Source organism: Streptomyces spongiae (genome assembly GCF_009377185.1).
Classification (GTDB): domain Bacteria; phylum Actinomycetota; class Actinomycetes; order Streptomycetales; family Streptomycetaceae; genus Streptomyces; species Streptomyces spongiae.
Map to the genome: position 1 here is coordinate 1 of NZ_VJZC01000244.1, position 13,978 is coordinate 13,978.

Annotated in this window: 11 protein-coding genes; 3 read left to right on the forward strand and 8 right to left on the reverse strand. The window is 68.9% G+C overall.

Going from position 1 to position 13,978, the window contains the following annotated elements; all coding sequences use genetic code 11:
• Nucleotides 1-1,291 (reverse strand): UDP-glucose dehydrogenase family protein (locus tag FNH08_RS27720; protein ID WP_152774266.1); only part of this gene is annotated, 1,291 nt, incomplete at its 3' end.
• A 211-nt stretch (nucleotides 1,292-1,502) separates the two neighbouring features.
• Here FNH08_RS27720 and FNH08_RS27725 point away from each other — a divergent pair.
• On the forward strand, nucleotides 1,503-2,660 hold the full coding sequence (locus FNH08_RS27725; RefSeq protein WP_322725539.1) for an acyl-CoA dehydrogenase: 1,158 nt from the start codon (nucleotides 1,503-1,505) through the stop codon (nucleotides 2,658-2,660).
• Between the two features lie 63 nt (nucleotides 2,661-2,723).
• Here the strand turns inward: FNH08_RS27725 and FNH08_RS27730 are convergent, their stop codons facing one another.
• Nucleotides 2,724-3,752 carry a glycosyltransferase family 2 protein gene (locus FNH08_RS27730; protein WP_152774267.1) on the reverse strand — a complete coding sequence of 343 codons (1,029 nt, stop codon included), beginning with the start codon at nucleotides 3,750-3,752 and terminating at the stop codon, nucleotides 2,724-2,726.
• Between the two features lie 137 nt (nucleotides 3,753-3,889).
• On the opposite strand from FNH08_RS27730, the gene FNH08_RS27735 reads away from it, so the two are divergent.
• Nucleotides 3,890-5,341, forward strand: coding sequence for an LCP family protein (locus FNH08_RS27735; protein WP_322725540.1), 1,452 nt, complete (start codon nucleotides 3,890-3,892; stop codon nucleotides 5,339-5,341).
• Between the two features lie 35 nt (nucleotides 5,342-5,376).
• Here FNH08_RS27735 and FNH08_RS27740 read toward each other — a convergent pair whose 3' ends face one another.
• Both FNH08_RS27740 and FNH08_RS27745 read right to left on the reverse strand, forming a co-directional pair.
• The gene (locus tag FNH08_RS27740) at nucleotides 5,377-6,123 is read right to left on the reverse strand and encodes a ribosome-inactivating family protein (RefSeq protein ID WP_152774269.1); all 747 of its coding nucleotides are present in this window, start codon (nucleotides 6,121-6,123) and stop codon (nucleotides 5,377-5,379) included.
• Nucleotides 6,124-6,316: 193 nt separating this feature from the next.
• A complete protein-coding gene (locus FNH08_RS27745; RefSeq protein WP_228034388.1) occupies nucleotides 6,317-6,865 on the reverse strand; it encodes an acyl-CoA thioesterase in 549 nt (182 codons plus the stop codon).
• Between the two features lie 119 nt (nucleotides 6,866-6,984).
• Here FNH08_RS27745 and FNH08_RS27750 point away from each other — a divergent pair, with 119 nt between their 5' ends.
• Nucleotides 6,985-8,292, forward strand: a complete 1,308-nt coding sequence (locus FNH08_RS27750) for an LCP family protein (RefSeq protein WP_194238636.1) — start codon at nucleotides 6,985-6,987, stop codon at nucleotides 8,290-8,292.
• 58 nt (nucleotides 8,293-8,350) lie between these two features.
• On the opposite strand, the gene FNH08_RS27755 is transcribed toward FNH08_RS27750, so the two are convergent.
• The 4 genes from FNH08_RS27755 to FNH08_RS27770 form a co-directional block, all read right to left on the reverse strand.
• The gene (locus tag FNH08_RS27755) at nucleotides 8,351-8,713 is read right to left on the reverse strand and encodes a four-helix bundle copper-binding protein (protein WP_152774271.1); all 363 of its coding nucleotides are present in this window, start codon (nucleotides 8,711-8,713) and stop codon (nucleotides 8,351-8,353) included.
• 144 nt (nucleotides 8,714-8,857) lie between these two features.
• Complete coding sequence (locus FNH08_RS27760) at nucleotides 8,858-10,531, reverse strand: LCP family protein (protein ID WP_152774272.1); 1,674 nt, start codon at nucleotides 10,529-10,531, stop codon at nucleotides 8,858-8,860.
• Between the two features lie 344 nt (nucleotides 10,532-10,875).
• Entirely contained in the window at nucleotides 10,876-12,600 is a 1,725-nt protein-coding gene (locus FNH08_RS27765) for an LCP family protein (protein WP_322725541.1), read from the reverse strand.
• 221 nt (nucleotides 12,601-12,821) lie between these two features.
• Nucleotides 12,822-13,978: LCP family protein (locus tag FNH08_RS27770; protein WP_152774273.1), on the reverse strand; the 1,157-nt coding region annotated here is incomplete at its 5' end.

Consider the following 13,978-nt stretch of genomic DNA (forward strand, 5'->3'; position numbering starts at 1 on the left):
ACTCCGGATCCAGCGCGTTGCGCCCATCAAGCACCAGCCGAGCCGCCGCCACCTCACCCAACACCCCAGGGTCCAGCTCCCGGAACTCCCGCCACTCCGTCAGGTGCAGCACCACATCGGCCCCCCGCACCGCCTCGATCGCGGAGTCGGCGTACCCGAGTGTCGGGAAGACGCTCCGGGCGTTGTCCATGCCCTTCGGGTCGTACACCGTGACCTGCCCGCCCTGGAGATGGATCTGCCCGGCCACGTTCAGCGCCGGCGAGTCCCGTACGTCGTCCGAGTCCGGCTTGAACGTCGCGCCCAGCACGGCCACCCGCTTCCCCAGGAACGACCCACCGCCCAGCGCCTGCCGCGTCAGCTCCACCATCTGCCCGCGCTGACGCATGTTGATGGAGTCGATCTCACGCAGGAAGGTCAGCGCCTGATCGGCCCCCAGCTCACCGGCCCGCGCCATGAAGGCACGGATGTCCTTGGGCAGACAGCCGCCCCCGAACCCGATCCCGGCCCGCAGGAACTTCTTCCCGATCCGGTCGTCGTACCCGATCGCCTCCGCCAGCTTGGCGACGTCACCGCCGGAGGCCTCGCACACCTCCGCCATCGCGTTGATGAAGGAGATCTTCGTGGCCAGGAACGAGTTCGCGGAGGTCTTCACCAGCTCGGAGGTCGGGAAGTCCGTCACGATGAACGGAGTCCCCTCGGCGACCGGCGTCGCGTACACCTCCCGCAGCAGCTTCTCGGCCCGCTCGCTGCGCACACCCACCACGAGCCGGTCGGGCCGCAGCGTGTCCTGCACGGCGAAGCCCTCCCGCAGGAACTCGGGGTTCCACGCCAGCTCCGCGTCCGCCCCCACGGGCGCGTTCTCGGCGAGGTACGCGGCCAGCCGGTCCGCGGAGCCGACCGGCACGGTGGACTTGCCCACGACCAGCGCGGGCTCCGTCAGATGCGGCGCGAGCGAGGCGATCGCGGAGTCGACGTACGACATGTCACAGGCGTACTCACCGTGCCGCTGCGGGGTGTTGACGCACACGAAGTGGACGTCGCCGAACGCGCCGATCTCGGCGTAGTCGGTGGTGAACCTGAGCCGCCCGCTGGAGCCCTCGATCCCCGCGACGTGCTTGCGGAGCAGCTCGTCGAGCCCGGGCTCGTACATGGGGGCCTCGCCCCGCTCCAGCTTCTCGATCTTCGCGGGCACGACATCGAGCCCCAGTACCTCGAAGCCCAGCTCGGCCATGGCCGCGGCGTGCGTGGCGCCGAGATAGCCGGTGCCGATCACTGTGATCCTGAGGGCCATGGGGTACTCCAGAGACGTGGGACGAACGTGCGCCGGGCGTGCGTCGAACTTGCGCTGCCTGAGCATAGTCGGGGCGTACCCGCGCCCCTCACTGGGCAGATTCCTCCCTTGTCGTCAAGCTCACGTACCCCTCGCTCAAGCGGCCCTCTAGTATTTGGGTTACTTAACGGTAGTTAGCGTCAGCATCACAGCGTCTTTGGAGCGTGAGACCGTGGCCGGATCGGCAGACTTCGACCTGTACCGCCCGTCCGAGGAGCACGACATGCTCCGCGACGCGATCCGTGGGCTCGCCGAGGCGAAGATCGCGCCGTACGCCGCCGCCGTGGACGAGGAGGCCCGCTTCCCGCAGGAGGCCCTCGACGCGCTCGTCGCCAACGACCTGCACGCCGTGCACGTACCCGAGGAGTACGGCGGCGCGGGCGCGGACGCGCTCGCCACGGTGATCGTGATCGAGGAGGTGGCCCGCGTCTGCGTGTCCTCCTCCCTCATCCCGGCCGTGAACAAGCTCGGCTCCCTCCCGGTGATCCTCTCCGGTTCCGAGGACCTGAAGAAGAAGTACATGACGCCTCTGGCCAAGGGCGACGGGATGTTCTCGTACTGCCTCTCCGAGCCGGACGCGGGCTCCGACGCCGGGGGCATGAAGACGAAGGCGGTCCGCGACGGCGACCACTACGTCCTGAACGGCGTGAAGCGCTGGATCACCAACGCCGGGGTCTCCGAGTACTACACGGTGATGGCGGTGACCGACCCCACCAAGCGCACCAAGGGCATATCGGCCTTCGTCGTCGAGAAGTCGGACGAGGGCGTCTCCTTCGGCGCCCCCGAGAAGAAGCTCGGCATCAAGGGCTCCCCGACCCGCGAGGTCTACCTGGACAACGTCCGCATCCCGGCCGACCGCATGATCGGCGAGGAAGGAACCGGCTTCGCCACCGCCATGAAGACCCTGGACCACACCCGCATCACGATCGCCGCCCAGGCCCTCGGCGTCGCCCAGGGCGCCCTCGACTACGCCAAGGGCTACGTCCAGGAGCGCAAGCAGTTCGGCAAGCCCATCGCCGACTTCCAGGGCGTCCAGTTCATGCTCGCCGACATGGCCATGAAGATCGAAGCGGCCCGCCAGCTCACCTACGCGGCCGCCTGCAAGTCCGAGCGCGGCGACAAGGACCTCACCTTCCAGGGCGCCGCCGCCAAGTGCTTCGCCTCGGACGTGGCCATGGAGGTCACCACGGACGCGGTCCAGCTCCTCGGCGGCTACGGCTACACCCGCGACTACCCGGTGGAGCGCATGATGCGCGACGCCAAGATCACACAAATCTACGAAGGCACGAACCAGGTCCAGCGGATCGTGATGGCGCGCAACCTGCCGTAAGGCGAAAGCACACCATTCTCGGAGCGGGACGGGCCCTTCCACCAGGAGGGGCCCGACGACCACTCAGTTGTCCGCCAGCACCGCCGGCCGACGTGACGCGATGACCTTCTTCGCCAGCGCCCGCGGGCTGGTCAGGAAGCCGAAGCCCCAGGACATGTGCATGGTGGCGAGGGCGACGGGGATCTGGAGCCGGGCCTTCAGCGGCAGGCCCCTGCCCGCCGGCAGCGAGCCGGCCACGATCGCCGCGAGGTAGCCGCCGGGGATCACGAACCCCAAGGGGGTCAGTGCGGCACCCACCACGATCCCCGCCGCGATCGCGCACACCGCGGTCGGCGGGGCGAGGTAGCGCAGGTTGATGGAACCCTCGTGGTAGCGGGCCACGACGTGGCGCCAACGCCCGTAGTCCTTGTACTGCTTGGCGAGGGCACGCACCGAAGGCCGCGGGCGGTACGACACCCTCAGCTCGGGCGAGAACCAGATCAGCCCGCCCGCCTCGCGGATGCGGAAGTTCAGCTCCCAGTCCTGGGCGCGGATGAACTCCTCGTTGTAGCCGCCCTGCTGTTCGAGGGCCTCGCGCCGGAAGACGCCGAGGTAGACGGTCTCCGCGGGGGCTGCCTCGCCACCCGTGTGGAAGGCCGCGTTGCCGACGCCGATCTTCGAGGTCATCGCGGCGGCGACCGCGTGCTCCCAGTCGTTCTCGCCCTCGGCGTGCATGATGCCGCCGACGTTCTGCGCGCCGGTCTCCTCCAGGAGCCGCACCGCCGTGGCTATGTAGTTCGGCGACAGCATGCCGTGCCCGTCGACGCGTACCACGATCGGGTGGCGTGACGCCTTGATCGCGGCGTTCAGCGCGGCCGGGGTGCGGCCCGCGGGGTTCGGGACAGTGTGCACGCGAGGGTCCTCACGGACCAGCTCGGCGGCGATCTCGTCCGTACGGTCCGTGGAGGGACCGAGGGCGAGCACGACTTCCATCTCGCCCGCGTACTCCTGGGCGAGGATCGCGTGGACGGCGCCGCGCAGATGCCGCTCCTCGTCGAGGACGGGCATGATGACGGACACGGCGGGGAGCTGCACGTCGGGCTTGGCGTTCATAGAGGGCTCACGTTACCGCGAACGGGGGACACCGACGCGCGCCGCCCGGTCGCTGCGCCGGACTGCAGATCGTATGGGCCTACGGTGCTCACGGATCCCACACCAGAACAGGCCCCAGCCCTCGCGGAGGTGTCCCCGTGCCCACACCGCCCCGCCGCCCCGCCCGGCCGAGGTCGCTGCGCTCCCGACGACCGCGTGTACGGCGCACCCGGTCGGGTTGGGCCATGCGGGCGGTGACCACGCTCTCCGTGACGGTGCTCGCCTCCGCCGGCATCGGGCACGCGATGCTCACCGGCCTCGAACAGGACATCGCCCGCGTCGACCCCTTCAAGGACATGAAGAACCGCCCGGTGCCGGGCCACGGCATGAACATCCTGCTCGTCGGCACGGACGGGCGCGACCAGGTCACCAAGGAGGAGCGGCACAGGTACCGGCTGGGCGGGGCCCCCTGTCACTGCACGGACACGATGATGATCGTGCACATCTCGGAGGACCGGAAGCGCGCCAGCGTGGTGAGCCTGCCGCGCGACTCGTACGCCGAGACACCCGCGCACACCGACCGCGCCACCGGCGTGCGGCACGACCCGCACCCGATCAAGCTGAACGCGGCGTACGCGGAGGGCGGGCCGCAGCTGACCGTGCGCACGGTCGAGCACATGACGAAGGTCAAGATCGACCACTATCTGGAGGTCGACTTCATCAGCTTCATGAAGACCGTGGACGTGCTCGGCGGCGTCGAGATCTGCACCACCCGCCCGCTGAAGGACCCGTACACCGGCCTCGACCTCCCCGCGGGCACGCACCGGCTGAACGGCGGCCAGGCCCTGCAGTACGTCCGCTCCCGCCACGCCGACGGGTCCTCCGACCTGGGCCGGATGCAGCGCCAGCAGCGTTTCCTGGCCTCGCTCATCGAGTACTCCACGTCCTCCGGGGTCCTCCTGAACCCGATGAAGTTCCATGACGTCACGGGGGCCGTGCTCGGTTCGGTGCGCGCGGACGAGGGGTTCGGCACGAAGGAACTGTTCGACCTGGGGCGGGCGATGCGCACCTTCTCCCCCTCCTCGTCCGAGTTCACCACGGTCCCCATCGAGCAGATGGGGTACGCCGTGAAGGGCGTCGGCTCGACGGTGAAGTGGGACGAGGCAGGGGCGAGCCGCCTCTTCCAGGCCCTGCGCGACGACCAGCCCCTCGCCCGGTTCAAGACGCGACGGAGCCGCGCCGTCCGCGTCGAGGTGGCCCCGCGACAGATCCGCGTCCAGGTGGAGAACGGCACGACCGTGGACGGGCTGGGCAAGCGGGTGGACGACCGGCTGGCCGCCGTCGGGTTCCGTACGACCGGGGTGCCGGTCAACGCGCGGTACCGGGACGTGGCGCGCACGGTCGTCGTGTACGACCCGCGCTGGGACCGCTCCGCCCGTTCCCTCGCGGCCGCCCTGCCGGGGGCCGAGCTGCGGGAGGTGCCGGGACAGGGGCCGACACTCAGGGTGATCGCCGGGACGGACTTCAAGGCGGTGCGGAAGGTCAGGGCCGCCGACGCGTCCCAGGGGGAGTTCGGAGTGGTGACCGGGGACGAGGCATCGTGCCCGTAGCGGGCTCGCGGGAAGAGGGCGGTGCCCGTCGGCCGTCACCGGGAGTTCATCAGCTCCGCCTCGGCCCGGGAGACCGTGTGTGAGCCATGGTCGAAGGCGGCCCGGAAGGCGCGCTCCAGTGTGTCGAACCGCGCGGCCTCCGAGACGGTCATGGTGAAGACCATCAGGGCCCGGGCCGTCGCGGCCTGGTCGGCGTCGTCGCGCAGTACCGTGAACGACCTCGTCAACCGCCGTTCGTCGAGCACGAGTCCGGCCCGGCTTCTGCCGCCGAACCGTTCCAGGTCGCGGTAACTGCCCGTGAAGCGCAGCTCGTTGAGGGCGTCGCCGACCTCCGTACCCCGGAAGCAGAAGAAGCTGTCGTGGCCCTGCTGTGTCCTGAGCCGGTAGCCGAGGACGGCCAGGTCCCGCGCCCTCACGAGCAGGCTGACGAGTGGCGGCCGCGCTGTCCGGGGGGCTTCACCGGCCCGCAGGCCGACGGTGAAGACGTGGCCGGCCCGTGGCGTCCCGTCCCCCGGCACCCGTACACCGGCCGCCCGATCGCGTACCGCCCTGATCATCGCCTGGTACGCCGACCGGCCACCGTTGACGTCCCAGGTGATGTCCCCGCTGTCGTCGACGGCGTCCGCCCTCTCGTGGAACTGCGGGGCCACCAGGACGGCGCCGGCGAGCAGTCCGGAGATGAGGAGGTAGAGCGCCAGAAACTTCCCGGACAGCCTGCGGGCACGGCGTTTGTGACCGGGGCCGTGGGCCGGGGGTTCGGGTGTGGCTACGTGCAGGTGCATGTGGGGGACTCCTTCTCGCGCCGCGACGGGATGCGGGATCGCCTCGTATCCCGGTGGTGCGCGAGTCTGTTCAGGTGCCTCACAGGCAACCAGAGGCAGATGTCCCAACCGGCCAGTACCGACAGGTTTCCTGGGTGTTGACTCGTGTGATGTGGCGAACGGCACACGTGGCCGGATCTGCTTCCTTGGTCTCTCAGTCCTGGTAGCCCTCCGCCGCCCGCCGCTCCCGCAGCTCAAGGATCTCGCGGCGCCGGGCGAGGCGGTGCGTACGGCGTATCTGCGCCTCCTGGTGGCGGCGCCGGTCGCGCTCGGTCTCCGGGACGACCGGCGGTACCCGGCGCGGCTTGCCGTCGGCGTCGACGGCGGCGAACACGAGGTAGGCCGAGCCGACCTGCTGGGGTGGTGTCGACTCGTTCCAGCGCTCGGCGAGTACGCGGACGCCCACCTCCATCGAGGTGCGCCCGGTCCAGTTGACCTGGGCCTTGACGTGGACGAGGTCGCCCACCCGGACGGGTTCCAGGAAGGCCATCTCGTCCATGGAGGCGGTGACGGCGGGGCCGCCGGAGTGCCGTCCGGCCACGGCGCCGGCCGCGTCGTCGACCAGCTTCATGATCACCCCGCCGTGCACCGTGCCCAGCAGGTTGGTGTCGTTGTGGGTCATGATGTGGCTGAGAGTGGTCCGGGACGCCGAGGTCGGCTTGCCCGGAATCTCAGCTTCCGGGGCGGAGGCCTGGTCTGTCATGGCCCCCACCATATGTGGCTCTGACATTTGTGCGATTTGTGTCAGCTTCGCAACAGCCCTGCCTCCGTTTTTCGTCGACCCTTGTGAAGGGCCTGGCCGAGCACTGCACACTGGTGCGCATGAATGACTGGCCCGAGGGATACGACAGCAACCGTGGCGGTGGATACGGCCACGGTAGTGCGAGCGCACAGCCCGAGGGCGCGCGCGTCATGCGACAGGTGAGGCGCGGCCCGGCGGGCCCCTCGGGGGCGCCCCCCAGGGGCGGGGTGCCGCAGCAGCCGTCGTACGACAACGGGTACGGCGACGGCTACGGCGCGCCCGGGTCGTACGACAGCGGCTACAACACCGGTCAGGTGTACGGCGGGGGCGGTGGCCGCCGCGGCGGCGGCTTCGTGCCCAACGACAACGACCCGGATCCGCAGCTCCAGCAGTACCGGGCGCGGCCGAACTACCGCAAGCGCTTCAAGTGGACGGCGATCACGCTGGTGACCGTGCTGGCCGCGTGGGCCGTCGGCACCTACTTCTGGGCCGACTCCAAGCTGAACCGTGACGTCGACCTCTCCCAGGTGATCGACCGGCCGGAGACGGGCGAGGGCACGAACTACCTCATCGTCGGCTCCGACAGCCGCGCCGGTCTGTCCGACGAGCAGAAGAAGGAACTCCACACCGGGTCCGCCGAGGGCAAGCGCACGGACTCGATGATGATCCTTCACACCGGCAGCAACGGGCCCACGCTCATCTCGCTGCCCCGTGACTCGAACGTGACGATCCCCACATACAAGGGATCCGAGTCCGGCAAGACCTTCCCGGGCACCGGCCGCCAGACGAAGCTGAACGCGGCGTACGCGGAGGACGGCCCCACGCTGCTGGTCCGCACCGTCGAGGCCAACACGGGCCTGCACATCGACCACTACGTGGAGATCGGCTTCGCGGGCTTCGCGAACATCGTCGACGCGGTCGGCGGCGTGGAGATCGACATCCCCAAGGGCGGCATGAAGGACACCAAGTCCGGCGCCGACTTCAAGGCGGGCAAGCAGACCCTGAACGGCGATCAGGCCCTCGCCTTCGTCCGCACCCGGTACGCCCTCGCGGGCAGTGACCTGGACCGCACGAAGAACCAGCAGAAGTTCCTCTCGGCCCTGGCCAGCCAGACGGCGACGCCGAGCACGATCCTCAACCCGTTCAAGCTCTACCCGACGATGAGCGCGGGCCTCGACACCCTGATCGTCGACAAGGACATGAGCCTGTGGGACCTGGGCGACATGTTCTGGGCCATGAAGGGCGTCACCGGCGGCGACGGCAAGTCCATGAACATGCCGATCTCGGGCAACTCCCCGAACGGCAACCTCCAGTGGAACACCACGAAGGTCAAGCAGCTCGTCAGCGAACTCAAGAACGACGAGAAGGTCACGGTCTCCGGGAACTGACCCTTCCGGCACACTCAGGGGCACCCCTTGTGGGTGCCCCTGAGTGTGTGCGATCGGGTCACGCCATCGCGGTCGCCATCGTGCGGCACGTCGCGGCGCAGCGGCGACACGCGTCCGCGCAGCGCATCATCTGTGGGTCGTCCGGCATCGACATACACGCCTCGGCACACATGTCACACGCGCGGGCGCACAGCGCGCACATCTCGGCCGACATCGGCGACCGGCGCATCATCATGTCGGCGCACATACGGGTCATCTCGGCACAGTCCATGAGCGTGCGCATGATCTGCATCTGGGCCTGGCCACCCAGCTGCATGCAGGAGCTCATGGTCTCCTCGCACATGGTGTGGCAGGACATGCACGCCTGGACGCAGTCCTGCATCTCCGCGCTCATGGGCGTCATGGATCCGGTCTGCTGCATGGCTCCTCCTCAGGGGCCGGGAGCCCGGGGCGGGCCCCTCACCCTTACGTAGTACGCCTGCGGACCGTCCCGCGCCATCGGGCGGACGGAAAGATTCCGCCGTGCGGGCGCGGGGACCGTGACGCGCGAACGCCGCTTTCGTCCCTACCAGGTGAAGTTCGGGTTCACCTGCATGCACGCCTTCTTGTTGGCGCCGTTCAGGGCGTCGGCGGACTCGGGCGTCGTGTCGTTCTCCTTCTTCGCCTTGTAAGCCGTCCCCTCGCGCCAGTCCGCGCCCACGACGAGCGTGACCCCGCTGACAGCGGTCGACTTCTCCACCTGGCTCAGTGGGATGCCCAGGGCCTTGGCGACGGCCTGGGCGTCGCCCTCCAGCTCGGCGCTCGGGTAGCGCACGACGGTCTCGTCCTCGGACACCGCCGAGGTCTGGTCGGCCGTGGCCTTGGTGAAGCCCTCCCGCACGAGCAGCTGGGTCACCGTGCTCGCGCGTCCGCTGACCGGGGCGAGCGTCGAGGTCCTCGTGCCGTTCTCGACGAGCACACCGATCTCGTCCTCCGCCGCGGCCGGATCGTCGGAGGCATTCTCCTCCGTCGTCGCCTTCTTCTTGTCCTTGCCGTCCAGCGCGATGTCCTCACGCACCAGCCGGAACAGCTTCTCGGCGTCGCCCTCCTTCGGGACGACACGGGCTCCGACATAGGTGTACGGCATCGTCGTCATCGTGATCCGCTTGGGCTCGACCTTGCGCAGCTCGGTGCTGAGGTCGTACAGCGCCTTCACGGTGCCCAGGCCGTCGTCGACCGTCAGGGCGTCCGTGGCCTCCTCGGCCAGGTTGCGCAGCTTGTTCGGGTTGGTGATGGTGGCGTTCTCGCGCAGCTCACGGACCATCGAGTTCATGTACTGGTGCTGTGCCTTGGCGCGCGCTATGTCGCTGCCGTCCTCGAAGCCGTACCGGGTACGCAGCCACTGCAGCGCCTGCTTGCCCTTGATGTACGTCGTGCCCTCCTCCAGCTTCAGACCGGAGCCGTGCCCCTGGCTGTCCTTGGAGTAGATGTTGGCGGTGACGCACACCGGCACCCCGCCGATCGCGTCCGCCATCGACACCACACCCGAGAAGTCCACCATCATGAAGTGGTCGATGTGGATCCCGGTCAGCTCCTGCCAGGTCGCGACCGTGCAGCCGGGGCCGCCGCGGCCCAGCGACTGGTTGGTCATCACCCGGCCGTTGGACGCCGCGTACACCTTGCCGTCGTCCGGGTCCGTGCACTTGGGGATCTGCAGCAGGGTGTCGCGGGGCATGCTGATCACCGACATGTTGGTGCGGTCGGCGGACAGGTGAAGCAGCATCTGGACGTCCGCGAGGGGGGTGCCGCCGAAGGTCTCCTTGGCGCCGCCGAGCTGCTGGTTCTCCTTGGTGTCCCGCGCGTCCGAGCCGATGAGCAGGATGTTCAGCGGGGTCTGGCCGGCCGCGTTCGGCGTCGGCTTGGCGATCTGCTTGTCGCCGAGGTTCAGGTCGTCCTTCCTGATGTTGCCGTTGAGGTGCTGGTAGTAGACGTAACCGGCGCCGGCCGTGCCGAGTATCAGAACCGACAGGACCGTCGCCGACCATCTCAGGATGCGGCGTCTGCGGCGCGGGCGCCCGGGAGCGCGCCCGCGACCGCCCCCGCCGTGCCGTCCGTGCCCCTGCGGCTGCGACACCGGAGCGTCGTCCCCCGCGCCCGCCGCCGGGCCGCTCCCCGCGCCGTGCGAGCCCTCGTCCCAGCCCTCACCGGCCCGCCGTACCCCTGGCCGACTTCGATCCCCCCGCACACCGCTGCGCACCATCTCCCTGCCCCTCCCCACCCTGCCTGCCGAACGGGACCTTTCCCCGCGCCTTGTTGGACCTCTCAGAGCCCAACTCGGATGTACTCATGAATGGTTGAACGCATCACGTGACCGAGCCGGACGACACGTCCGTACAACCGGTCCTGGACGCGCCGTCGCGCCCGCCGGACCGCAGCACGCCGGACCGCAGCACGCGCCCGGCTCGGCCGGCCGTCGTACCGCCGACCCGTACACCACGGGATACGCCCGGGCCGGACACGCGCACGCCCGCTCGGGACGCGCTCTCGTGTCCGGCCCGGACACATCTCGCGCGGTGTTAGACGCGGAATGACCCCGTCAGGTCATCAACCGGCGCACGTTTCCTTGTCCGCCGTGTTCTTCTGGACGTCGAGGTCGGCCCCCGACGTGCTCGCCGATCCGGCGCCCTTGAAGTCCTTGCCGAGGGTGAGGACCATCGCGGGCAGCCCCTGGTCGTTGGTCTCGCTGTTGCCTTCACCCGGCTGCAGCGCCGACGCGGACAGGCCCAGGAGGTCGGCCAGCTTGCGAGCCTGGTCGGCCTGGTCGGGATCGTACGCGAGGGTCGTCTTGGCCAGGGTCTTGTCGGCGTTGCCGAGCTGACTGGACTTGGTCACGCCCTCATCGTTCTGCAAGTACGTAAGAGTTTCCTGTGCGCTGCCTGCCGGGGCGCCGCCGTTGTAGATGTCGACCCGGACGTCGGAGGCCTTCGCCCGCGAGCCCTTGAGCTTCGCGGCCTCCTTCTCCTTCTCCTTCTTCTTCACCTCGGAGAGCGAGACGTCGTCCTTGATCGTGTCGAACAGCTCCTGGGCCTTGACCGGGGTGGGCAGCACGGTCGCGCCGTCGGTGTTGTCGACCACGGGCACGGTCGTGAAGGTCAGGTTCTTGGTCTTGACCTTGCCGATCTCCTGGCCGAGCGAGGCGAGCTTGCGCAGGTCCGCGATCGTCGAGTCGACGGTGAGCGCCTTGGTGCCCGCCTCGGCCAGCTTCAGCATCTTCGACGGGCTGGTCAGCGTGTCGTTCGACGACAGCTTGCGCATCAGCGAGCTGAGGAACTGCTGCTGGAGCTTGATCCGGTCCAGGTCGCTGCCGAAGCCGACGGCGTGCCGGGTGCGGACGAAGGCCAGCGCCTCCTCGCCCTCGATCGTGTGCTTGCCCGCGGACAGCTTCAGCTTCGACTTCGGGTCGTCGAGGGCCTTGTTCAGGCACACCTCGACGCCGCCGACCGCGCTGGTCAGCGTCTTCACCGCGTTGAAGTCGGCCACCAGGAAGTGGTCGGGCTTGATCCCGGTCAGCTCGGTGACGGTCCGCATGGTGCAGCTCGGCGTCCGTTCGTCCTGGCCGAGGCTCACGTTGAAGCGGGTTTTGGGCGTGCCCGGGATGTCCTTCTTGGTGCCGTCCGCCAGCGTGGTCGGGCAGTCCGGGATGTCCACGATCATGTCCCGTGGGATGCTCATCGCGGTCGCGTTCGTACGGTCCTTGGAGACGTGCAGCAGGATCGTGGTGTCCGCGTGGCCGACGCTTCCGGCGTCGCCGTACCCCTTGTTGCCCTTGCCGCTGCGCTTGTCGGTACCGATGATCAGGACGTTGATCGCGCGGTCCTTGCTGAAGCCGCCGGTGCTCGCGCCGTCGTCGGAGACGGACGTGATGTTGCTGTTGAGGTGCTCGTAGTAGAAGTAGCCCGCGGCGCTTCCGGCGACGAGGACGAAGGCCAGCGTGCCGCCCGTCCAGACAAGGATCTTCTTGCCCTTGGACTTGCCCTTCGGCCGGCGGCGCCCCGGCGGCGGCTCGGCCGGCGCACCACGCCGACGGCGCTGCCCCGGCACCACCTCGGGCATCTCGCGCGTGCCCGCTCCCGCTGTGACGGTCCCCGCACGGGGACCGGCGGTCCGCGTCCCCATGGCGCCCGCACCGGCCCTCCGGGGCCTCGGCACACCCGCTGACTGCGGTGCGGAAGGAGTCAGTCGCAATTCGTATTCACCGGTGGTCGGGTTGAGTACCCACTGGTCTGCGGGGTCGATGTCGTCCGCCCGCCCACGGCCTTGCGCGTCCACGGTTGTCCATTCCTCCGTTGGGTCCACGCAGCGTCTTCCCCCTCAAAAGACGCTCGGGTCTCGTGCAAGTGGTGCGCGGCCGAAGAAGGCCCGGCACACCGGATCGCTCACACTATCCGCCCGATTAGGCATCAAGCGACGGCGGTGACAAATTCCACGTCCATACACCCGGGCAATCCGCCCATTTCTTAGCGCGTTTGTTCCCTGTGTTGACGTGCGTTTTACCTGCAGCCGTCTTCGGCGGCGGTGCTGCCGCGGAAAGTGGGAGTCGGATCGGACTCATGGGAGCCCTCCTCGCGCGTGTCCTCGAAGGACTCGCTGTAGGCGTGCGGGACCGCGTTCGACTCCCTGTACGGATTCTTTCCGGCTCGGCGTTCATCCCGACCCCCCACTCCCGGCGCCGCATTGCGGCTTTTTGAGTCGGATTCCTCCCTATTCTCCGTGACCACCGTCACGGGGGTATCTGCGCGCAGCCGTGCGAAGAGTTTGTCGGCCGCGGGTTCCACGAGTTGATCGCGATTGGCGTCGTAGGGGTACGAACGACGGGGCACGGTCAGGAATTGCACCTTTTCCGTAGGGATCGTGCGCAAGCCGCGCACGAGGTCGTACAAACCGCGCAAACTGGCCAGATCCGGGTCCGTCGTGAGTGCCGAAGTGGCCGCGTCGAGCACGGGGTAGAGCTTCACCGGGTTCAGCAGGACGCCGTTGCTCTTCACCTTGCTGACCAGCGCGCCGAGGAACCGCTGCTGGCGGCCCATCCGCTCGGTATCGCTGCCGTCACCCATGGACTTTCGGGCGCGTACGAAACCCAGTGCCTGTTCGCCGTTGAGCCGCACCCTGCCCGCGGGCAGCCGTAGCTTGGCCGCCTTGTCGTTGACCGGCTTCGCCAGGCAGACCTCGACCCCGTCGAGCGCGTCGACCAGCTTCTTGAAGCCGCGGAAGTCCACCACGATGTGGTGGTCGACGCGGATGTCCGTCAGCTTCTCGACCGTACGGATCGTGCACGCCGACCCGCCTGTCTGGAAGGCGCGGTTGAACATGGTGAACATGGGCTCGGCCCGCGTCCCGTCCCGCCTGCGGCAACCGGGCACGTTCACCATCAGGTCGCGGGGCAGGGACACCGCGGTGGCGCTGCGCCGGTCGGCCGCGAGGTGCAGCAGGATCGTGGTGTCGGAGCGCTCGGTGCCGGAGTCCCGCCCGTACTTGCGGTTGCCCGCTCCCGACCGTGTGTCCGACCCGATCAACAGGATGTTCTGCGCGTCACGCACCAGCGCGGTGGGGCGCTCCTTCTCGTACCGGGCGAGCTCCTTCGCCGCCTCGGTGTCGGACGTGATGTTCCCGTTCAGCTTCTCGTAAGCGGCCCACCCGACCCCGACGG

What these genes read in the sequence shown, in the direction of transcription:
- FNH08_RS27740 (WP_152774269.1), bottom strand. Translation starts at nt 6,123, where the DNA reads ATGCACCTGCACGTAGCCACACCCGAACCCCCGGCCCACGGCCCCGGT.
- FNH08_RS27755 (WP_152774271.1), bottom strand. Translation starts at nt 8,713, where the DNA reads ATGCAGCAGACCGGATCCATGACGCCCATGAGCGCGGAGATGCAGGAC.
- FNH08_RS27760 (WP_152774272.1), bottom strand. Translation starts at nt 10,531, where the DNA reads ATGGTGCGCAGCGGTGTGCGGGGGGATCGAAGTCGGCCAGGGGTACGG.
- FNH08_RS27750 (WP_194238636.1), top strand. Translation starts at nt 6,985, where the DNA reads ATGAATGACTGGCCCGAGGGATACGACAGCAACCGTGGCGGTGGATAC.
- FNH08_RS27745 (WP_228034388.1), bottom strand. Translation starts at nt 6,865, where the DNA reads ATGACAGACCAGGCCTCCGCCCCGGAAGCTGAGATTCCGGGCAAGCCG.
- FNH08_RS27730 (WP_152774267.1), bottom strand. Translation starts at nt 3,752, where the DNA reads ATGAACGCCAAGCCCGACGTGCAGCTCCCCGCCGTGTCCGTCATCATG.